Annotated in this window: 17 protein-coding genes and 1 tRNA gene; 10 read left to right on the top strand and 8 right to left on the bottom strand. The window is 36.0% G+C overall.

Annotation, left to right across the window (positions count from 1 at the left end; genetic code table 11):
- Positions 1-277 precede the first annotated feature (277 nt).
- Positions 278-365, bottom strand: a tRNA-Ser gene (locus FW768_RS01180).
- Positions 366-741: 376 nt separating this feature from the next.
- On the opposite strand from FW768_RS01180, the gene FW768_RS23800 reads away from it, so the two are divergent.
- Positions 742-876 carry a hypothetical protein gene (locus FW768_RS23800; protein ID WP_262885767.1) on the top strand — a complete coding sequence of 45 codons (135 nt, stop codon included), beginning with the start codon at positions 742-744 and terminating at the stop codon, positions 874-876.
- A 263-nt stretch (positions 877-1,139) separates the two neighbouring features.
- Here the strand turns inward: FW768_RS23800 and FW768_RS01190 are convergent, their stop codons facing one another.
- On the bottom strand, positions 1,140-1,883 hold the full coding sequence (locus FW768_RS01190; protein ID WP_153391636.1) for a hypothetical protein: 744 nt from the start codon (positions 1,881-1,883) through the stop codon (positions 1,140-1,142).
- Between the two features lie 361 nt (positions 1,884-2,244).
- On the opposite strand from FW768_RS01190, the gene FW768_RS01195 reads away from it, so the two are divergent.
- The 4 genes from FW768_RS01195 (at position 2,245) to FW768_RS01210 (ending at position 6,343) form a co-directional block, all read left to right on the top strand.
- The gene (locus tag FW768_RS01195; RefSeq protein WP_153391638.1) at positions 2,245-3,075 is read left to right on the top strand and encodes an AraC family transcriptional regulator; all 831 of its coding nucleotides are present in this window, start codon (positions 2,245-2,247) and stop codon (positions 3,073-3,075) included.
- 106 nt (positions 3,076-3,181) lie between these two features.
- Positions 3,182-3,742: a DUF4082 domain-containing protein gene (locus FW768_RS01200; protein ID WP_153391640.1), complete on the top strand. Its 561-nt coding sequence runs from the start codon at positions 3,182-3,184 to the stop codon at positions 3,740-3,742.
- A gap of 307 nt (positions 3,743-4,049) precedes the next feature.
- The gene (locus FW768_RS01205; protein WP_153391642.1) at positions 4,050-4,748 is read left to right on the top strand and encodes a hypothetical protein; all 699 of its coding nucleotides are present in this window, start codon (positions 4,050-4,052) and stop codon (positions 4,746-4,748) included.
- A 1,193-nt stretch (positions 4,749-5,941) separates the two neighbouring features.
- On the top strand, positions 5,942-6,343 hold the full coding sequence (locus FW768_RS01210; protein WP_317163047.1) for a helix-turn-helix domain-containing protein: 402 nt from the start codon (positions 5,942-5,944) through the stop codon (positions 6,341-6,343).
- Between the two features lie 132 nt (positions 6,344-6,475).
- Here FW768_RS01210 and FW768_RS01215 read toward each other — a convergent pair whose 3' ends face one another.
- The 6 genes from FW768_RS01215 to FW768_RS01240 form a co-directional block, all read right to left on the bottom strand.
- Complete coding sequence (locus FW768_RS01215) at positions 6,476-6,697, bottom strand: hypothetical protein (protein WP_231128606.1); 222 nt, start codon at positions 6,695-6,697, stop codon at positions 6,476-6,478.
- A gap of 120 nt (positions 6,698-6,817) precedes the next feature.
- Entirely contained in the window at positions 6,818-7,243 is a 426-nt protein-coding gene (locus tag FW768_RS01220; protein ID WP_153391646.1) for a transposase, read from the bottom strand.
- Positions 7,244-7,534: 291 nt separating this feature from the next.
- Positions 7,535-15,004, bottom strand: coding sequence for a hypothetical protein (locus FW768_RS01225; protein ID WP_153391648.1), 7,470 nt, complete (start codon positions 15,002-15,004; stop codon positions 7,535-7,537).
- Positions 15,005-15,270: 266 nt separating this feature from the next.
- On the bottom strand, positions 15,271-15,795 hold the full coding sequence (locus tag FW768_RS01230) for a hypothetical protein (protein ID WP_153391650.1): 525 nt from the start codon (positions 15,793-15,795) through the stop codon (positions 15,271-15,273).
- Between the two features lie 174 nt (positions 15,796-15,969).
- Positions 15,970-16,191 carry a hypothetical protein gene (locus FW768_RS01235; protein WP_153391652.1) on the bottom strand — a complete coding sequence of 74 codons (222 nt, stop codon included), beginning with the start codon at positions 16,189-16,191 and terminating at the stop codon, positions 15,970-15,972.
- Between the two features lie 228 nt (positions 16,192-16,419).
- The gene (locus tag FW768_RS01240; RefSeq protein ID WP_153391654.1) at positions 16,420-17,010 is read right to left on the bottom strand and encodes a hypothetical protein; all 591 of its coding nucleotides are present in this window, start codon (positions 17,008-17,010) and stop codon (positions 16,420-16,422) included.
- Between the two features lie 455 nt (positions 17,011-17,465).
- Between FW768_RS01240 and FW768_RS01245 the strand changes: the two genes are divergently transcribed.
- From FW768_RS01245 to FW768_RS01265, 5 genes are all read left to right on the top strand, one after another.
- Entirely contained in the window at positions 17,466-19,094 is a 1,629-nt protein-coding gene (locus tag FW768_RS01245; RefSeq protein WP_185151918.1) for a response regulator transcription factor, read from the top strand.
- 112 nt (positions 19,095-19,206) lie between these two features.
- The gene (locus FW768_RS01250) at positions 19,207-19,461 is read left to right on the top strand and encodes a hypothetical protein (RefSeq protein WP_153391658.1); all 255 of its coding nucleotides are present in this window, start codon (positions 19,207-19,209) and stop codon (positions 19,459-19,461) included.
- Between the two features lie 54 nt (positions 19,462-19,515).
- A complete protein-coding gene (locus tag FW768_RS01255; protein ID WP_153391660.1) occupies positions 19,516-19,782 on the top strand; it encodes a transposase in 267 nt (88 codons plus the stop codon).
- Between the two features lie 32 nt (positions 19,783-19,814).
- A complete protein-coding gene (locus FW768_RS01260) occupies positions 19,815-20,609 on the top strand; it encodes an IS3 family transposase (RefSeq protein WP_231128784.1) in 795 nt (264 codons plus the stop codon).
- 117 nt (positions 20,610-20,726) lie between these two features.
- Positions 20,727-21,812 carry an IS481 family transposase gene (locus FW768_RS01265; protein WP_153391442.1) on the top strand — a complete coding sequence of 362 codons (1,086 nt, stop codon included), beginning with the start codon at positions 20,727-20,729 and terminating at the stop codon, positions 21,810-21,812.
- Positions 21,813-21,935: the final 123 nt, after the last annotated feature.

Here is a 21,935-nt window from a genome sequence, read left to right on the forward strand (position 1 = left end):
TAGTGTGAATATGTGCAGTATATTATATTTAAGATTACGCATGTTTGTAAACTGTTATCCAGTTTTACTTTTTTGTTACCACTTTTTGCAAGATGTTCAATCGTTAGACTGCCTATTGGCCGGTTTTTTTAAGAGATTTTATTGACCTATTTTTATATTTTCGAATAGGTCATTAAATAGGTCACTTTTAATATGCCCTTTTTTGATACTAGCGCTAAAACAAAAACGCTGTAAACATCAATGTTTACAGCGTTTTTGCTTATTTTGGTTTCTAGCCTGGCGGAGAGTGAGGGATTCGAACCCCCGGACCTGTTACAGTCAACAGTTTTCAAGACTGCCGCAATCGACCACTCTGCCAACTCTCCCTGAACTTCGGCTGTACCGTCGTTTTCAGTGGTGCAAATATAGAAAAATTTATATTAATTCCACAAATAAAAACAGTTCAGAATCTATATATCTTGTTACTTACTGTATTGAAATTAAAAGTTTCCATGTTGTACAAAATTGATAAATGTACTGGTTACCGGACCGTTATCCGTAGGATTATTGGTGGATTAAATGCCCTCTAAGTTTTTTCATTTTATAGTAAAAAATTTAGAGGCAAAATTATATGCAAAGCTTACTTTGATTTCCAAAATTATTCAGAAACTTCATTAATTTATAACATTACGATATTATTTTAAAAAAGATGAAGAAGGCTGGAAAATGGGAATGATGATGTTAAAAAGCCAGGGCAGTTAAGTGATCTCAGTAGGAGATTATAGTTTTTGGGCTACTTCCGGATTAAACCCGGATTCCAATGCTTTCAATGGAGGAAGTTTAGGCAATATAGCTGGTGTTATGGAACTCAATGGCAACAAAAGATATAAATGGTGAAGTTATTGAGGGAATAGGAATGAAGCCTGATATCTATGTAACGTCTCCTACTGATGCAGAACTCGCCTGCCGTTTTTGTAGACAGGATGATGATAGAAGCCGTAAAATATCTCAATACCAAATAATCTGGACTTATAGAATGATGCAAAAAAACATGGAGACTTAACTCTCCATGTTTTTTTGGTGAATACTTTTTAGATCACATTTTAATCTCCTTTATTATACTCAATTTATTCCAGAATGAAGTGCCATTTATAACCTTATTAAGTAATATCAGACTTATGTTTCCAATGGTAGTAGGTCCATTCTATACCAAATAATCCGGAATGGATTTCAATATCGAGATAATCATTTTTTCCAAACTTATTATAGATTTTAGGTTTTACATTGATTATCATAGGCTTTGTATATTCTCTCAGTTGGTACGTGCGCAAGTAGCCACTATCCTTCATATGTTTGAAAAGGTCAATTTTATTCGTAAGAATTTCATATTTCTTATTTTCAATGGTGAGAAATACTTTACCAGGAGTTAAGACTTCTGCTTCTGGATGTAAGTGTGGATGTTTTGTTGCTGATATGTCTATCCAAAATGGGGTAGGATTCATCTTTTCTTTCGGAATAACCTTAAACTCATAATTTGCCATTTTCTGTGACCCTTCCGAGTCCATTTTTTCGGATACATAACTTTCTTTGTCGGTAATAAAATATTCTTTAGATGATGGTTGGGAAAAATCAAAAGATATATTAATGGCTAAAAAGAATGGGATACAGTAGAAACTCATTGTCATTAAGATCTGCTGGGTTTTAGTTGAAATATTCTTACTTTTCGCTTTGATAAAAAAAGCTGCTGCCAGAGTTAAAAGGAATAAAATGAGCGGGTTAATTAGAGTGAATTGATACAGTTCTGAAATTTTCCAAATGATGCAGAAATATAAAATAGGGGAGGTAAGAAACAGAAGCTTATAGCTAAGATACAGATCAATATTTTTTCTGTCAGTATCATTCATGAAAAACCTGATCCAGGGAATACAAAAAATGATGATACAGAGAAATTTGAACTGCAATGATAACGGATCTGAAAACAATAAAATTGTACATAAAATTATTCTTGTAATGAGAGAAAATATAATATTTAGAATAATTCGTATGTTATATTTGTCCATTAATTTTTTGAATAAATATAGCATAATTTTTTGTTGAATCATCATTGTCAAAAAATAGGTATATGTTGGTTTCTATTCAAACAATATATAAAGTATATTATTATCTTATCTTTTAATGTTACGTATCTAAAAAAATGTAACTTTATAGTATAGACAACGTGAATGATAGTAATGAGGGGTATGTTTGTTTTAGAGAAATCACATTATGGATCATCAACCGCTTCCCATAACACCTGCCCTTGACAGATATATCGCAAGTGCCAGTTATTTTTTGCAAAGCGCAGGAGAGTTTTGTGAATTTAAGATGGTGCCAAGGATGTTTTCAACACTGTTTTTTGTGATAGAAAAAAAGAATTCTCTTGAAATGTCTAATGGTACGGAAGTCCATAAATTCCAACCCAATTCCATTTACGCTTTGGGTGTAGGGAATCTTCCTGCGTCATTCCATGTGATATCCGAAATAGAGGTTATTTTGATACAGATGCACCCTGGTATGTCGTGCCTGTTCCACAATGATGATGCACACATTTCTACCAATCAGCGGTTTGATATTACCGATATAGACCAAAGTATCAAAGATCTGAACGAAAAGCTGGCTTATGCCGATTCGATTAGGATAAAATGGCAACTTATACAGGAATATCTTATGAGAAAATTCCGGGTAAATCTACCAGACAAATACGGAGCAGTTGCAAAAGCCATCAATATTCTCCAAAAAAGTTCAGGAAATTTTCCTGCCCAGAATTTCAGCGGGCAAGTGTTTACCAGCCACAGAAATCTGAATTATCTTTTTATGGAGTATATTGGTTTCTCACCGAAGAAATATGCCGACATTATCCGTTTTAACACTTTTGTGAATCAATATATAAAAAAACCAGAATTACTGTCTGATATTGCCTTTCAATGTGGTTATCACGATCTTTCACATCTGAATAAAGATTTTATGCGATACATCGGGACTTCTCCGTCGGATTATTTTGAAAACTTTCATTCCGATGTCAATAACTGGTGCGAGCTGGACCGTTTCAATTCTTAAAAATTTCCATTTTTTACAAACAACACTACTTAAAGCGAGAGTACCTTTGGATAGAACTAAGGGTATTTTTTATGCCAAAACGTGTTGAAAATTTAAAATTAAAAAAATGGAAAAATATTTTAAAATTATTACAGTGGTATTTTTTTTGGTCATTACCATATCGTGCAGCAAAGACGATGAAGCCTCTGAACTGAAAACATATCCCGAAGAAAACCCACTGGCACTGTATCTTGAGAAATCTGAATTTAACCAATCGACAGCCAATCATGTTGATACTCTTTATTCTGAACAAGGATTTCAATTTAAGCCAAAAGTAAAAGGTATAATGAAGGCAGTAACACTTAAAATTCCGGATAATGCAACTAATATACGTGTTACTATTTGGAATGCTGATACCCATGTCATTATCAAAACAATAACAGTTCCGAATGTGAATGCCAATACAGAAATACGCCAAGAGATTGAGCCTTTGGAAATGGTTCCTGAAACAAGATACAGTATTGTTTTCAATGGAAATGACTATTACGAACGTTTAAGAGCAAATGGCTCCGAACAAAATGCTCCGATAGATGCCGGAAACGTATCGATAATTTATACCGTTTTTGTTGATGGAAATAGTCAAAATTACCCATGGCCTATGCAAAAAAATCTTATTTGGGCGATATAAGTTTTGTTTTTCAGCAAACAAAATAGTTTTTTTAGTGTAAGTTGTGTATTTAAAAATGAAAACAAAAATTTTAATTATATTTCTTATAATTAGAAGGTAAGAATTATGCTGTAAAGTCAGGCGATACTATATTTATTCTTAGAGAAACTCTACACTTGCATCAAGTCTTTAGAAAATAATCCGGAGATCCTGATAACAATATTCCAGCCTGAATCCAAAGAGGTAGAAGATTTTTTCAGCTACATTAGTGAAAAGAGGGAGGTAGATAAAGATATAATACCAGAAGGATGGTAAATTAAAAACGACTATGGAAAGAAAAAGTAAAATATTAATCCTGTTTTTTATTGCTGTAGTAGCGGTGTCACTTACAGGATTTTTCAATTCTTATATTAGATTTTTGCCGGAACCAGATAGGTTTCCGTTGGTTATTCATATTCATTTTGCGGCGTTTGTCTGTTGGTTTGCCTTACTTATTATTCAACCTGTTTTGATAAAGCAGAAAAAGTATGAGCTGCATCATACAATAGGGAAATTGTCCTATTTTATTGCTCCGGTGTTGGTTGTTACTATTCTTATTTTGGTAACGAGTCAAACCAGGCGAGAAATACATATTTCTGAAGACAGAGCTGCGGTTACTGCATTCATTGGTTTGTTGGATGCCATTTCGTTTTCTGTATATTATCTCATTGCTATGTTAAATAGGCACAATTTGAGATGGCATGTTGCCTTTCTTATTGCTGCAACCTTAATTATCCTGAACCCCGGAATGTCGAGATTGCTCAATCATATCAAACCCGGTTTGGGTTTGCCTGCGGCAGTTTTTCTTCCATTTTTAGTTTCGATAAGCATTATTCTCATTGAAAAGATTAAATGTAAAAAACCGGTTTTAAAAAGCCCTTACTTTCTGTTCTTTTGCTGTTGGACACTAGAAATAGTATTGTTTATCACCGTTCCGAATACAGAGTTCTGGCATTTGGTGGTAAGAAAGATATTGAGTATCACGTAAGATTATTTAAAATTATTTTGATGAAGAACTGTATAATAGTCTAGGCAATGATATATTTAAATACATCATAAACGCTATAAACAAAAAAAACCTGCAAATCATTGATTTGCAGGTTTTACCATTTTTTTGATGTCTTTTGAAAACTTTTGTTTTCACATCTTGCGGAGAGTGAGGGATTCGAACCTAATAGATTAAGTAATTGAAAATCAAATGATTTAAAATTTACTTTTCAAAAGTGCCACGAATTTGCCACAACTCCAATATTTTATGGATAAGCTACAAAATCTTAACAACTCAACTAAAAAATATACTTTAGTTTCGATATGCAAATATAGGTATTAAATTGTTATGGAAATATTAACAGCTTGATCTATGGGGTAAATATGACTTATTTTGTTTTTTTGAAGGGTGAAAGACTAATTTATGATCCAAAACTTTGAGTCTAGAACAACCTTTTGTTTACCAGTGTTTAAAAATATCAGGGGACAAATGGATCACATGCTAAATTAAAATCTAATAAACTGTTTAAAGATAGTTATATTGTTGTGTTACACAAAGTCAAAATTGAATTTTCACTACATTTGGAAAAACTGCTGGGCTTTTAGGATCTAAGTAATTATCAGCATTGTTTTATAGTGGCTGCCTTTGCTAAAATAGTAATTGATATCATTCTTTTAAAATTAAATTATCTTTTTTGCCCCATTTTTATTTTACCTGAATACTGCTAAGTTTATCGTTATCGACATATAAAAGTTTAGAAAAAATTAAATAGGTAAATTATTTTAAATATTGATAATCAAGTGTTTTTATTTGTGAAGTGGTAAATATAAACGTATTGTATCTAGGAAAAAATTCGGAAATCGTCATATATAATATTTATTGGGATGGTAACCTGCTGTTAATATTGTAATCATATAATTTATATATCAGCAATAGTATTTATTGTGACATAATAATCAATGGCTTCTTTAGATGCTTTGTTAATTGGTGGTAACCAAATAATCCATCCGGTGTAGGCCCTTTCTTTATAAGCTTTGAAAGGGATCAGCCTTACAGGCGTTCTTTTAATTTTTACAATAATCCAATACAATGGATTTTAAAGATATAGAATAAATAAAATACATTGTTAAAAGTTCTTGCTATGCTGTTGGCAAAATGCTACAAGTCATACCGTAAAATGATTATCAATAAAATTGAAAGGGGCTAATAAAAATAAGCGCAACATGAATGAACGAAAAAATAAATGTAGAAGTGAGGAAATATCAGAAAAATATTTTGAGTTTTTAGATTGTCACATAGATGATGTTCTTTCTGCAAGAACGGCAGATTTGATGGGTTTGAATCAGATTGCGTCAGAATTGGCAATTTCTCATAAACATCTTATAGATAGTAATCAGCATGAATTCGGAAAGCATCCTGGTTATTTTTACGATTTTAAAATCATAGAAAAAATAAAGGAAATATTATTGAAAGCAGATATGTCCATTGCTGCAATCGCGAGAAAATTTATATATGATCTTTCCAATTTTTCAAAGTTTTTCAAAAACCGGACAGGGCAGACTCCTGGAAGTTTCCGCATGCAGAGTAAGCCATAATTTTCCGGAAAGTTCATTATGCTTCCCCTTATAAAAGATCTAAAAGATTTCTGGAGATAGGCCCTGGAGAACAAATAGGGAGCCCTGAAAAAAAGCTCCCTATTTAATATTAAAAATAATAATAATGATATCCTATTGAAAAATCCTCCGCCATTTGGTCAAGGTATTTCTACTCATTCCGAAGTGTTCGGCTACCTGAAGGTTATTCATTCTGTGATTTTTTTGATAATTAAGGATGCGCAGAATATCAGACTCATTATAGGAACGAAGTTTTTGATTCATCTTTTTCAGGTTCTGGTCTTTGGTGCCAAATATTCTGTTATTCAGTTCCACGATATCTAAGGCGGAAAGCATTTTTTTTCCTATTAACTTTTCGCATTCCGCTTTTTTATGGGGAAATTTTTTTTCAATGATATCCGAGTAAATTCGTTTATAGTTAGGTTGATTATGTTTGTTCATGTCTATTTGATACTGTTATTTATTATGTTTTGCGATCCATTTGCATAAAGTGGTATAGGGAATTCCATACTCTTCTGTAATCTGACGTTTGGTCTTTTCCTTTTTTTCTATAAGTTCCAGCATAAAATCTATTATTTCCCGGGTATAAATGTTCTTCCTGAAACGGGGCAGCCTTGATGAGTTATCAGCTTTCTGAAACGAAGCAGAAGGTGGAGCATAGAGGATCAGGTGTTGGGAATAGATTCTGAAGAAATCATAATCAAGCAGTTTGCTCCATCTCAGTAAAATATGAGTGGAAAGGTCTTCCTGCATGTACATTTCGCTGACCTCAGTTTCTGTGCATTTCATAAAGTTGCAGATGCGGGGCAGGTCAATGTTACTTTCCGTAACCCGCAGATGTATATATTTTCCAATATGAATATTTCTAAAATTTGAATTCATAAGTAACATTTTTTTAAATGGGATAGAGTAGGAAATATTAATTCCGTAATGCCTTACAATTAAATAGTGTTGATTTGGTATTGATTACCATTGTATCGTCATCTGATTTTTCATTCCTAAAGTGGTATAAGGGTATGCAATGCTTCATCATGTCCTGTATTATATCATGATATTTCTTAATTTTTACAATCCGGTTCATCATTCTTTGATTTTAAAAATTGATAGCCTTAGCTCCGCTCCACAGGATATTTTCAGGAGCTAAGGAGCTATCAATGATGAAACTTGCTTATTCTAATCAGGGCAAGTCTGTATAGATATGCAATGCCAGGTCATAGATGTATCACCTTCTTTAAGAGTGTACATTTTCATACACTTGTTGGTGATATCATATACCATCATACCTTCTACAGGGGCTGTAATAACAGGGGTTACCCCGTCAGCTGCTACAGGTTGATTGGATACATTAAATTTCACTCTGTTCGGAACAAAACCTTTGGTCTTTGCTTCCAGGGCCAGCCAGCCACCATTTCTTACCATCGGCCAGTTATCTGCACCGGCTCCAGCCCTTCCAAGAGCGGTAATTCCCACTTTTGTAGGTAATGCTGGATTTCCGGCTGTAGCAACGGCGCCAGGTTTATAGCAATAGGCTTTTCCTTCAGCAAATGTGATATACCTTAAAGCATTATCCGCGTTGAAGTCATTCATGAATACCCATTTACCGCCTGTAAAGGCTCCGGCAATTGTTTTTACATTCGTTGTAAAGGCAGCGTCATCCGCTACAATCATCTGGATATTATTCCCAGCGGCAAAAGTAGCTCCATAAGCTGATAGGTCTGCCTCAAAGTATAAACTTCCAGGAGTATTTGAACGTTGAGATAACCATGTTCTCTGAATTCTCTGCATGATATTTCCGGAAACAGTGATGCTGGCAAGCGTTGTTGCAGTGACATTGTTGTCTCCTAACAGGAAGTATGTTTTATCATTGGCAAATCCTGTTCTTGCTGCAAGCTGGTTCGAGCTCACAAAATCGTTGATGGTGGCAATAGTAAGAATAGTTCCTGCATTGACACTTTTCGATACTTTTTGTTCTAGTACCTCAACATCATCACGGGATATTCCAAAGATGTTATTGTTGAACGTCGTATTGCCTGCTCCGTTCCATACTGTATTTCCATCCGTATTCAGATAATGATCCGTATTAACTTGTCCCAGTGTAATACCATATTTGATGGCCAGGTAAGAATCTACTTTCCTTCTTTCCGTAACACTAAGATTTCCGTCTCCATAAATAATTGTTTCTCCCAGGTTTCCTACAAAACCTCCGTTATCACTACTATTCGCTCCAATTTGTGTAGAACCGAATGCGTGTCCTCCATTCAAAAAGCCTATTGCTGTGTGCGTTCCACTCATCGAAACCGCATTTCCATTAATGGCTTTTCCGGTTGTGGTATTAAAAAGATTATGATACATGATACTCGGAATTGTAGTAGATCTTGCTGGACCTGGATTAGCGAGGTATCTGTAGCTTTGCGCAGCATTAACCCTTTCAGTACGGTTATCATACATATCTCCAAAACCGTCCCAGTAATCGATATTTCCGGTTAATTTTGAATTTTCAAGTAGTGAGCTGAAGATTCTGCCATTAGTACCTGGAGTTGAAAGTCCGTCTTTGGTCAGAACAAAAATATCATACATATTATTGTTGAAAGTTCTTACTGATACATTTCCAATCGTCTGGCTGTTTGCTGTAAAATTAATTCCAGGATTAAAATTTAAATAATTAGCGGCTCCTGCCTTGAATTTAGGCAACGCATTAGTTCCCAACTGTGCAGAAGTAGTTCCTGAGAACTGGTCTGTCCATGCCGTAACATCTGTACCATCTCCTGTATTGGCCGCCTCTTTATCAGCTCGGTACCAATAAGAAAGATTATTGACAACTCCACCTGGAGCCACTCCAAAGCCGGCAAAAGTGAAAAACTGTCCGTTGCTTAATGCTATATTGGCTGTTTTGTAGATGGTTCCATTGATGGTAATCTCAGTAGCCATTGGAGTAAAATTATCTGTTGTATCAAACGTTTCATCCGAAGACTGTATCAGATAAAGGTTTTTGATACCTTTTGGCCATGCAACAGTGATCTGTCCTACATTTCCTGTGTTCTGGGCTTTCCAAACCGCTTCGAAACGGAAGTTAGTAGCTCCGTTAGAACCAGCAGTATAAACCAATGGAGTTTTTAATCCCTGTTTCAGATTGTTATCTCCAACCATTAGGAATTGTTGATTGCTTGGTAATTCCGTATTGTTGGCAGCATTACTATCGGTAAGACCTGTAGTGGCAATAATAAGCTTTTGGCCGTTATTGATGCTTCCGGATTGTTTCTGGTTCAACACAGTAACCTCATCTTTTGCAATACCAAAAATATTATTGTTGTAACCGGTATTGAGAGTTCTGTCCCATACTACATTACTGTTTGTAGAAAGATAATTCTCATTTAAGGTAACCCCATTCTTCACAGCAAGATAAGAGTTGATTCTCGATTGTTCGTTGGCTGTTAATGTACGTTTGTACCAAACAACCTCCATGATGTCTCCAGGGAAAGCACCTGATGCATCCCATCCCGCGTGGCCTACCCTTAGGTTACGGCCGTAAAGCTGGAATTTATTGGTATTATTGAAGGTCGTTGTTTCATAAGCACCATTCAGTCCTAATCTTTTTTCTCCTCCTGAGAAAGTAGATGTTCCTCCATTCGCAACAGAATTATCCGCTATTGCTGAGAATACATTGGATACTCCGATATTGAAAGCAGTTGAAAAATCAGTTGAAGTGATGATGTTGTAATACTCATAATGTCTAGGTTTTCCATTGGCAATTGATAATGCAGGCTCGGAAGCATACGTTGCATCATCATCAATTCCTGTAATACGTCCGTTATCTGAAGTGATAGGTCGTACAGCTGAGAAAATAGAGTGGGATATATTAGGAAGTTCACCATTGGTAGGATTCAGTACAGAGGCATTATTATAGAATAATTTCGAAGTACTGTATCCTGTTGTATAGGGATGGAAGTTGTGGTTTCTGTCTGCTGAAGAAAGAGACCATGTACCCACCGCAGGAATATCGTTGGCGTTGATAGAATTATCCTTCCATGCTGTTGCAATATCTCCGGCATCATCAGATCTTATCCAGAAATCGGGTCCGGCAACTCCTCCCGGGGCATACAGATATCCAGCAAAAGTAAAGTACTGCCCATTCGTCAATGTTACATTGACGGTGTTGTATACCACTCCGTTTACAGTTGCTTCAGCTGTCATTGGAGTAAAGGTAGACGTTGCATCAAAAGCAGGAGAGGAAGACTGTACCAGATATAGATTCTTTACTCCTTTAGGCCAGGCAACCGTCACAGTTCCTACACCATTGGTGTTCTGAGCTTTCCAGATGGCTTCAAAACGGTGATTGGTTTCTCCATTCGATCCTGATGTGTACACCAGCGGAGTGTTCAGGATTTGCTTAAGACCGTTATCTCCCGCGATTAAGAATTGTCCTTCCGCTAAAGAGTTGGTATTGTCAATATTGGTATTCGCCAATGAATTTCCTGCACCAATGATCAGCTTTTGACCATCATTCACACTTTGTGATTGCTTTTGATGTAAAGCAGAAGTATTATCCCTTGCAATACCCAGAATATTGTTATAATAACCGTTGGCTGATCCATCCCAAACCACTGTACCTGTAGAGCTCAGATAATTTCTATTTTGTTCTTTACTCAGGGTTTGTCCGTATTTTATAGCAAGATAAGATTCTACTCTATTTACCTCTTCATCGGTTAGCTTGTCTGCGAAAATAATCATTTCATTCTGTTGTCCGGTAAGCTGTGATCCTGCATCTGCTTTTCCTACCATCAGCGCATTACGTGCAGCTGCTGTGTTTACATTCGAAATATTAGTGTTATACGTCTGGTGAAAACCGTTTAATGTGATATTCACAGCATTATTTCCTCCTGTTCCGGCACCGTTTTCCCAGGTACCTCCACCAATATAAAAGCCATTGATTGGATAGGTACTCTGTGGAGTATATTCACCTATAACAGGATAAAATAAAAATTTATTTCCTGTGAAACTGTACAGTCCCGGGTCATCCATTGCATTTCCGGCTCCCGATACCCCAAATCCAACTAATGAAGCATTTGCACTGGTTGTGTTTCCCACAGAGAAAATAGCTCCTTTATTTCTGCTCAATATATTGCCTTGGGCATCTACCGGAGCATACTGCAGCCATTTTTGAGTTCCATCATAATTCATCGTTGGATTGAAGTTCGCCAATGTTGCACTATTGGAAAACTTCGGACGATACGCTACTGTTGCTTGGAGAAGAGAGAATGGTTTGTTGTTGAACTCATTCCATTGCTGAATTGCAGCATTGTCTGTAGCAACAGTAGTACCGGCATCTGAAAATAAGTTTGAAACTGCATCTGCACGGTACCATGCCGCAGAAAATACTCCGCCAGGCGCATAAGCATAACCGGCAAAAGTAAAATACTGTCCGTTCGTTAATGTTACATTCGTTGTGTTGTGTACCACACCGTTGATGGTAACTTCAGTAGTCATTGGCGTAAAGCTGTCAGTAGCATCAATAACAGCATCCGGAGACTGAACCAGGTACATGTTTTTTACTCCTTTTGGCCAGGCAATGGTTACAGTTCCTACATTTCCGGTATTCTGTACCTTCCATACAGATTCAAAACGGGAGTTTACGGCTCCGTTAGTACCAGCGGAGTAGGTTAGTAATGTTTTCAGTTCTTGTTTTAATCCGTTGTCTCCGGCTATTAAGAATTGCCCTTCTGCTAAGCTATTGGTATTGGCGCTATTGGTATTCGCTAAAGAATTACCAGCTCCGATAATCAATTTCTGATCAGGATTTTCACTTCGTGACTGTTTTTGATATAAAGCTGAAAAATTATCCCTTGCAATTCCTAAAATATTGTTTTGATAGGCCGGATTAGCATTCCAGACAATATTGTTGGCAGAATTTACATAATCTTTTAAAAGGGTTGTGCCCCATTTAACTGCCAGATAAGAATCTACACGGGCTTTTTCTGTTGCTGTAAGAGGAGTGGCAAATACAATAGCTTCATTCATCTGTCCGTCATGGCTTCCCCAGTTGGTATCACGGCCTATTCTAAAGGTGCGGGCTGTATTTCCTGTATTTACATTATTAAGTGTATTGATATAAACAGACTCATTGCCATCCAGCCACACTTTAGCTAATGGATTGGCAGTGGTGGCTCCGGCAGCATTCAGCCATGAAGAACCAGCTACAAAAGGCTTTTTATCCGCAAATAGATTGGTAGATAGAGTCGTATATCCACTTCCGGCTGTATAAAACAATAACTTGTCTGTAGTCGCATTATTGGAAATATGCAATCCTGGATAATCCATACTTTGGTCAAATCCAGCCAATCCGGCTGCACCTAACGTACTCATTTTACCAGCAATGTAAATACTTCCTTTAGTACGGTCTATAATTTCTTTCCCGGTTCCCGGATCTGCTGCCATAAAACCTCCTTGTGCTGTTCCATGTGCTGTCGAATTGAAAGTTACTGTTGGGTTGAAATTAGCCAGTGTATTCTGATTCGAGAAAGCAGGCTGTAAAGTAGAGGTAGCCTGTACAAGGTTATATCCCGTTCCCATCTGGTCATTCCATTGATTCAGCGGAGTATTGTCTGTGGAGGTAATAGCATCTGCTTTATACCAGACTGCTGCTGCAACCCCTCCAGGAGATGGTGCAGAAACATTAACAGACAGATCACTGAAGCTGCTGCAGGTACCAGTGGTAATAGTCCATCTGAAAGTGTATGTTCCTGAGCTGGTAAGTCCTGTAACATTGGTATTGTATTGAGACGGGGTGACGATTACCGGATCAGATGCTCCAGCTGGTTTTGCAACCAGTATCCATATACCTGAAGAGGCTGAACCCGGATTGTTTCCGTTTAAGGAAGCTTGCGATGCTCCTATTTCCAGAGTTTGATTAGATCCTGCATTAGCATTGACCTGTGGAGAGACGAATATGGAAAATGTACCCTCTGAAGAAGTCCCCGAACAAGCATATTCTTGATCAATGAACCTAGGGTCTACCCCTCCTGCATTAGGAACAGCCTTTATCTTGAAAACATATTCTCCCTGTTTATCAAGGTTACTTATTGTGGTAGAAGTATTGGTGAAAGTTCTGAGATTACTGGATTCATAAACAGGATTGGCTGCTCCGGCTGGTTTTGAAACCAGGGTGAAGTCATACCTGCCGGAAAATTTCTGAAGATAGCTGCTGTTGACCACTCCTTGATATACAGCAGGTAAAGGAACAGTGGCGGTCACAACACCTGATCCGGTATAGCATATCGTAGTATTGGGAACTGCCACATTCGGACGGCTGCCGTCTGAAATATGAATATAATAATCCTGGCTATTGCCGCAGGTTCCATTATTAATAGATAAATTTACAATGTAAGTTCCCACTCTCCAGCCTCCCGCAGGTGGCGTTGCTACTATATTTCTATTCATTGTTCCTGCTCCGTTCAACACCAAAGAAGGGCTTCCCCCCGGAGGAACAATTCCCGAATTGCTAACTGCTGTAGTAAGTGTTGCCGGGTCTGAGGGATCAATCTTGAAATAAATAGTAATAGGAGTTGTTTTTCCTGCCATATTACAATAAACACCACCTCCGCTACCGGTTGCATAGTAATATTGCATTTGTTCAGGGTATGAAGCATCAACAAAACTTATGAGCTTGGGATCTGTACCATTGTAGTTATAGGTAATCTGAGGAGTAGTGTATGTTCCATTAGCATTGGTAACAGTCATGGTGAATATATAACTTCCTGTAACATTTACACCATTGAAATAGATTGAGCTGTTCCTGATCTGGTAAAATGAAATATTACCTCCCGCGGGTTGGCTGATAATATTCATGGTTACCGAGGTTCCAAATGCAGGATTTCCGGCTGAATTTGCTGTATTGCTTGCAAACATTGGAGAAGTTCCACTCAAACTGATGTACCGGCTTGTTTCTGTTGATTGATAACATCTGTTATGGGTGGCAGGAAGACTGATTTGTGGATTGGGAATAAACCTTACAATGGCATCATCTTCATACCAGCAGTTGGGATTGTTGATGGAGGTTATCCTTAATACCGCACGATAAGCAGGATCAATATCATGATCTGCTTTCTTGATCAGACTCAGCGTAGGAGTTGCTGTTGTCGTATTGGACATGGTAGCATTCGTGGTGGTGGTCTGATTATAAAATTCTTTATTATAAATATTATAATACGTCCACGATGCCGTATACCCTGCCGGTATTACAGCATTTAGGGTTGCAACGCCTGTAATTGCAGAAACATTCGTAATGTCAGGTCCTGCAGTGAAGGAAGTAACATCTCCCGGAGCAGTAATGGTTACCTGTGAGGTTGCTGTTCCTGTAGTACAGTTCTGTGCAATCTGGAATACATAATTTCCGGGATAGGTCATTCCTGTAACATTGGTATTGTAGCCTGTGGGAGTTACAATAACCGGGTTGGGTGCGCCGGAAGGCTTGGACACCAAGGTCCATAGTGGAGTTCCGGATGTGCTTCCTCCCGGGCTTCCTGATAAATTGGCAGACGTGCCGCAAATGACGGCGTTGGCTCCTGCATTAATGTTGCAGTTCTGTGCCAGAATCAACATATTGCCCATAAGAAGGAATATGAAGAAAAAGAGGGTTTGTTTTTTCATGACTAAATAATTTTTAGCCGGATTTCCGGCATGTACGTTTTGTAATGAAATTTTTTATAAATAGGCATACATTTTATAAATTCAGCGTTGCGAAAGATCAATAAGAAGCTTTTTCCATGTTGCTGATTTCCATATGATTGTTTGATGTGTACTGATGTTGGATCAACTGTTTTTAAAGACCTAGTATTAATGCCTAATTGAGTAAAATTGCCATGTTTATAAAGAATAAGGCTAATAAATCTGTAGTTTTTTCATGTTGTGTTCATTTAAGGTTTCCAAAAAGTCCATACTTTGCCGTTGTATACAGCAAGCTGCCGTTTAACTGTGTCATAAGCCATCATTCCGGGGGCAGGGTCAAGGATATTGAGATGTGGGCTGGCCACTTTAGGTAATATCATCGCCTTGCTGTCATCAGACAAAATCAGAATTCCAGGAGTGGTGTTTGTGGCAGCATCTGTTCCGATAACTGATTTTGCAGTTGCAGATTCAGTTTTGCCGATCTGAGCCGAAAGGCTGGCTGTTCCGGTATTGTCAACACTCAAGTCGGTCCAGGTTCCGGTATCCTTCAGGTATTTTACTTTGTAGTCGGTAGTATCATAAATAAGGGTACCGTTGTTTGTAATGCCTGTTTTCGTTTCTACATAGGGGAGTATGAATCCCCGGTTTTCTGTGTCTGCAAATTCCAGGGAGACCGAAGTATTGGTTACTGTCGGTTTCCCTATGGCAATCTGAGACTTTACAGTGCCCGTTACAGCAAGGAAAATTGCGATGGGCAGAAGTTGTTTTTTCATGATTTTTAAATAGGTTTTTATAAATGGAATGTTTTTCTGTATCATATTGTTCCTTCCGAAAATACTACTTACCCTTCCCAAATGAAACTAATTCAGAGGTCTTTATATTTCATTTATTCTGATCAGAGCTCCGGCTCATTATATGGATAGGGTAAGCAGTATTATTTGTTATTTTTATGGATTTACATTTAATGTCAGTCCGTTACAGCTTTTCCCTCCCGCAGTGATGTTTACAGACATGGCTCCGGAAGTGGCAGGCGTACCGTTGATGGTGTACACCAGGTTTCCGTTTCCTATTCTGAAGTTGCCGGCTGTAAGGGTGAACGTAAGTCCATTCTGGGTAAAACTTTGGGCAGTATAAGTTCCCCCATTGCCTCCAGTGTAAGGAATAGCCAAAGATTTATTCTAAGGTTAGTTGTGTTTTTTCCCAATTGCAACCTGTGATTTTTTGCAGTACAGATTCGGAAATTGGCTTTTGTTAATAATGTTTTTCTTTATAAATATTTGTTGGGTTTAGCAAATAATCTTGCCTGTTCGCGACGTATAAGTCCGGCGAATTGAGATGAATTACAGTAAATTTTTCGTGAATAAGGCTGCTTGAAGTTCCGAATTAAATGAGGCTCATCACAGAAATAAAGCGTGGGGTGGAGGTCTGTTAAAATTTTGAAAAAATGTCAGGGCAGAAAACCAATGACTTTTATGAATGTTTTTGAAATAAATATCTTTCAGGCAGAGTAAAGACAGTATTTTATTTTCAGGCCTAAGTATATAGAATTTCATCATATGCTGTGGCCTTACAATTGGGTTATCACTGTCAGATACACTCAATAAAGATTTTTCTGACTGATGATCTCTACTGAAAGTTAATACCGTATTATTTCCGTTTTCAACAGGTTGGGAAAGGTTTTCTTTTTTCTTTTGCTTCTTTTTGTTAGAGATCAATGAATTTTTTCTCTTAGCCTTTTTCTTTCCTTTTTCCTTTGCCGGCTGGAGAACATGTATTTTTTCCATTCCTGAAACTACAGTACCTTCTGATATGAATAGGGTATTGGATGGAGTAGCCATGTCTGATGAAGCAGATTCATTATTCCTGCAGCCAGCCTGCGTTATCTGAAAATTGACGAATAACAGGAGTAAAAAGAAAAATCTCCCCCCTTCAAAGAAATGCAGAGAGAAGAGTTTGTTCATCACGTTATTTTCAGAATCGGTTTTCATTTTGATGCAATATTATGATTACCACAATAGCTGTACAAACTTAATACAGGAATAATTCGGAAAATTTCAGGTGCTTTTTTATCTGTTTTACAAATTTTATATATTGAAAATCAATGTTTTATAGTTTATTGTTGTTTTTTTATAAAATTTCAAAATTCACAAATTGGTATTTGCGTTATTGGAATTTATATTTCATTAAATTTGCTCAAATGATAAATATTTTAATAGGGTTTGTAATATAAAAATCAATCAGGCAGGGGATCCTGAAATATTGAACAAAAAAAGAATTATTTTTACTATCATAAACTTTTAAAGATCAGTTAAAATTTAATCTTTCTAGCCTTATACAAATGTTTTAATCAATGATTGTGTTTTTTATATTGAATTATTACTTTTAAAACTAATTTATAATGAATAAATTTTTTTATTTTTTTCACCTTCCTCGCTTTTACTGTATGAGAAAATCATTTTATCTTTTTATCCTACTATTTTATTTTGATATTACTTTTTGTCAGAATAGACCATCCGGTACTACACCAAATGGAATATCTATTGACAGACAACTGGATGAGATCAGTAAAGAAAGTAAAACATATACTGCTCTTAAACAGGAGAAACTATTACTCAAACTAATGTCAGAGTCAAAGAAAGAAGGGTATGACTGGGGAGTAATTCGAAGTGGGAGTGCTCTTACATCTGTTTATCTTGGACAAGGTGAATATAAAAAGACAATAGACCTAAGCAACGAATTAAAAAAAGTAATCAATAACAAGAAAGACATTTATGGACATATTTCAAGTATCTACCGGAGAAATGCTTTAGCTTTGGGATATTTAGGTTTAAATGATGCCAGTTTAAAAGATTTCAGAAAAGCAATCACTTATGCAAAACAAATTGAAAATGAAGATCGAAAGAAGCACCAATTAGCTTTTAGTTATGAGAATATTAATATATACTACGAAAATAAAGAGAAGGAGCCAGGAATAAATGATACGATATTATCTAATTACCTTAAAGCTTTTGAAATAGCTAAAACGATAAGTGATAAAAATACGGAAGTATTTATTGACGATAAGTATGGATTAATTGCCTACTTATCGATGGCTATAGGCTCTTCTTATATAGAACGAAATGCTCTTGAAACAGCAGAAAAATATCTTTTAAATGCAAAGAATATTTATGAAAATAAAAATTATAATACAGATCCTACACAAAAAGCTGAAACCTTCAATGAGCTAAGCAAATTATATATTAAGAAAAAACTGTATCAGCAAGCAATTGAATATGCTACAAATGCATTAAAATTTGAGAAGCAGCATTCTTTTCCTTTTGAAAGAAAACAAACCTATGAACATCTTCTTCAGGCATATCTGAAAATTGGTGATGATGAAAAGGCAGAATTCTACAGAGAAAAATTTACTGCTCTTAGTGACAGTCTAAATTATGAAGAGAAAAAGACTGCTAATTTAACCATGAAAAAGATGGTTACGGATGAGATAAATGAGCACAAGGCAATTTCAAAAAAACAACTCATTGCTATAATAAGTCTGTTTCTTTTTGCTACAATCGTTACAAGTCTGCTTTGGAGGAGAAAGAATAAAAATCTTCACAGGAATTATGAAGATTTAATTGCTAAAATAAAGGATAAAGAAGATACATCATATCTATTTAGTTTAACAACAGGGAAAACTGAAAATAACGAAACTAAGTTTTCTGTTACCATACCAGACGAAACCTCAAAAGTCTTGCTTGAGAAATTGGAAAAATTTGAAAAATCCGGAAAGTTTCTTAAAAAGGATATTACACTTTCTTCCTTATCCACTTCTCTTGATACCAATCCAAGATACCTTTCTGAAATTATTAAACAATACACTGGAAAAAATTTTAACAATTATCTTAATGGTCTTAGAATACAGAACATAATACAACTCTTGTATAATGAACCTGTTTATAGAGAGTATAAGATTACTTATCTTGCAGAATACTGTGGTTTTGCTTCAACGAAGGTTTTTACTACTGCTTTTAAAAAAGAAACAGGAGTTACTCCTTCTTATTTTGTGGAACAATTAAAAGTGTCTGCATAAGGTCAATCTATTTGTAGCTAAATTTTGTTGGCTTCATATACATCGTAAATATTTTACCGTTTTTTGACTTTCAGCATGATGAAAAAACAGATTCATTATAAAATATAATCCTATGGCTAAAAAATTATCTTTGCGGAGAACCGGATTTGTTGGGAAAGACAGGAACTTGATTTTCCAAAGATTGTATACTGTTTTTATCACCCTGTTACTTTTATTTTTTTTCTCCGAAACAAAAGCCGGAACAATTTCATGTCCCGGAAATAAAGAAATTGATCAACTAATTGATAAGGGAATTTCTCTTAATAATGAGGGGGAAAATAAAGAAGCACTTAAACTATTTCAAAAAGCTAATTGTAAACTTCCCTAAAAATGTGTCCATTTAAAGATAGAGTTTTTGGCTTAAAAAACTTTAAATTTAAATATGAAAAAGAGTAAGTATTCAGAGAGTCAGGTTTTTGGAATTTTGAAAGAACAGGAACTTGGTAAAAGTGTAATAGAGATATGCCGTAATCATGGCATTACGCAAGGTACTTTCTATCGTTGGAAGAGTAAATATTCAGGTATGGAAAGTTCGGATATTCAAAAGATGCGAGATCTGGAGTCCGAAAATTCTAAGCTTAAGAAACTTTATGCCGAACGATGTTTAGAGATTGAAGCTTTAAAAGATGTTTTGTCAAAAAAGCGGTAAAGCCTTCTGTACAGCGTGAAATTATCAACTTTATTTGTAAGAAATACCATTTAAGTGAGCGTAGAAATTGTTTGACAATAGGTATCAGTAGGCGAAGTTACCGTTACACAAGCATTAAAAATGACGATGAATTAATTGAAGTTTTGACACAACTTTCACAAGATCATCCAGGTTATGGTTTTTGGAAGCTCTATCATAAGCTTCGGGATTTGGGATATATTTGGAATCACAAACGGGTTCATAGAGTCTATATAGCTTTAAATATGAGTATTCGCAGAAGGGTAAGAAAAAGGCTTCCCACCAGAGTCAAAGAAAGTATTAATATTCCTTTAGAACCTGATGAATGCTGGAGTATGGATTTTATGAGCGATAGTTTGTATGATGGGAGAAGATTCAGAATATTAAATATTGCTGATGATTATAACCGGGAATTACTATCCATGGAAATTGATACAAGTATCTGCTCTGCAAGAGTAGTAAGGGTTTTAAATAGTTTAAAACAACAAGGACGCAAGCCTAAACGCATAAGAGTTGATAATGGACCTGAATTTATATCTAAAAATCTTCAGCTATGGGCTCAGGAAAATAAAATAGAAATTCATTATATACAGCCTGGAAAACCAACACAAAATAGCCTTATTGAAAGACTGAACAAAAGCTGCAGAAATGAACTTCTCAATATGTATGTCTTTAAAAGTTTACAAGACGCAGAAGAAAAAGCAAATCAATGGTGGATAGAATATAACTATAATAGGCCCCACGAAGCATTAGGGAACATAAGTCCTAAAAAATATAAACAAAAAATGAAAGAAGAATCTATCATTTAGAATGGAAACAAAATTGGTGAGCTTACACCTCCACAAACGAATTCATAATCTGAATTAGTCAATACTTAATCTGACAGTTATAATCAAATTAAATAACTTTAAAACAGATTAAGTATTATGACAACACAACAAAAGATTATCAAAAACAAGTTAGGCGTACTTGAATTAGCACAACATTTAGGAAACGTATCCAAAGCCTGTAAGGTGATGGGCTATTCCCGAGACAGTTTTTATAGATTTAAAGAATTGTATGAGCAAGGAGGTGAATTAGCATTACAGGAAATCTCCAGAAGAAAGCCAGTATTAAAGAATCGTGTAGATGAAGTCATTGAAAAAGCTGTTGTTGATATAGCTATTGAAAACCCTGCTTTGGGGCAGCTTAGAGTAAGTAATGAACTTAAAAAGAAAGGTTTCATTGTATCACCAGGTGGAGTCAGAAGTATTTGGTTAAGACACGATCTACATACGTTTAAACTAAGATTGAAAGCCCTAGAAGCCAAATCTGCTCAAGATGGTGTAGTCCTTACTGAATCTCAACTTTCAGCACTAGAAAGGGCTAAGGAAGAGAAAAAAGCTCATGGAGAAATTGAAACTCATCATCCTGGATATTTAGGAGCTCAAGACACTTATTACGTAGGCAATATCAAAGGAGTTGGACATATTTATCAACAAACTTTTATTGATACATATTCAAAGGTAGTATTTGCAAAGCTATATGACCGTAAAAATGCTCTTATTGCTGCTGACATGCTTAATGATCAGGTAGTCCCTTTCTTTGAGCAGCAGGAACTTCGTTTACTCAGAATTTTAACAGACCGAGGAACGGAATACTGTGGAATAAGAGAACAGCATGAATACCAGCTCTATTTGGCCATTGAAGATATCGATCATACGAAGACCAAGGCTAAAAGCCCTCAGACCAATGGTATTTGTGAACGTTTTCACAGGACGATACAGGACGAGTTTTATGCCATAGCTTTCAGAAAGAAAATTTACAGAAGTATTGAAGAACTGCAATTAGACCTGAACAGCTGGTTGTCGTATTACAACAATGAAAGAACGCATACAGGAAAACATTGTTACGGTAAAACACCGATGCAGACGTTTCTAGATAGTAAAACTATTGCAAAAGAGAAATTATTGGAAACTCTTGCAGAGGAACAAAAAATCCTTACTTTTGGAAGTAAGGATAATATTGGATAACTGACAATTATTTTTAACCCCTAACTGTCAGATAAAGTCGTGGCTATTACACATAATCCGTCTTCCTAAATGGAAAATAAAAACCACTGTGATTTTACAGTGGTTTAATTTTTATCAACTAAA

The sequence above is a fragment of the Chryseobacterium vaccae genome (genome assembly GCF_009602705.1).
In the GTDB taxonomy this organism is placed as follows: domain Bacteria; phylum Bacteroidota; class Bacteroidia; order Flavobacteriales; family Weeksellaceae; genus Chryseobacterium; species Chryseobacterium vaccae.

Coding starts and splice junctions, on each gene's coding strand:
- FW768_RS01190 (WP_153391636.1), bottom strand. CDS start 1,883: ATGAATGATACTGACAGAAAAAATATTGATCTGTATCTTAGCTATAAG.
- FW768_RS01195 (WP_153391638.1), top strand. CDS start 2,245: ATGGATCATCAACCGCTTCCCATAACACCTGCCCTTGACAGATATATC.
- FW768_RS01200 (WP_153391640.1), top strand. CDS start 3,182: ATGGAAAAATATTTTAAAATTATTACAGTGGTATTTTTTTTGGTCATT.
- FW768_RS01205 (WP_153391642.1), top strand. CDS start 4,050: ATGGAAAGAAAAAGTAAAATATTAATCCTGTTTTTTATTGCTGTAGTA.
- FW768_RS01215 (WP_231128606.1), bottom strand. CDS start 6,697: ATGCTTTCCGCCTTAGATATCGTGGAACTGAATAACAGAATATTTGGC.
- FW768_RS01220 (WP_153391646.1), bottom strand. CDS start 7,243: ATGAATTCAAATTTTAGAAATATTCATATTGGAAAATATATACATCTG.
- FW768_RS01225 (WP_153391648.1), bottom strand. CDS start 15,004: ATGAAAAAACAAACCCTCTTTTTCTTCATATTCCTTCTTATGGGCAAT.
- FW768_RS01230 (WP_153391650.1), bottom strand. CDS start 15,795: ATGAAAAAACAACTTCTGCCCATCGCAATTTTCCTTGCTGTAACGGGC.
- FW768_RS01240 (WP_153391654.1), bottom strand. CDS start 17,010: ATGAAAACCGATTCTGAAAATAACGTGATGAACAAACTCTTCTCTCTG.
- FW768_RS01245 (WP_185151918.1), top strand. CDS start 17,466: ATGAGAAAATCATTTTATCTTTTTATCCTACTATTTTATTTTGATATT.
- FW768_RS01250 (WP_153391658.1), top strand. CDS start 19,207: ATGGCTAAAAAATTATCTTTGCGGAGAACCGGATTTGTTGGGAAAGAC.
- FW768_RS01255 (WP_153391660.1), top strand. CDS start 19,516: ATGAAAAAGAGTAAGTATTCAGAGAGTCAGGTTTTTGGAATTTTGAAA.
- FW768_RS01265 (WP_153391442.1), top strand. CDS start 20,727: ATGACAACACAACAAAAGATTATCAAAAACAAGTTAGGCGTACTTGAA.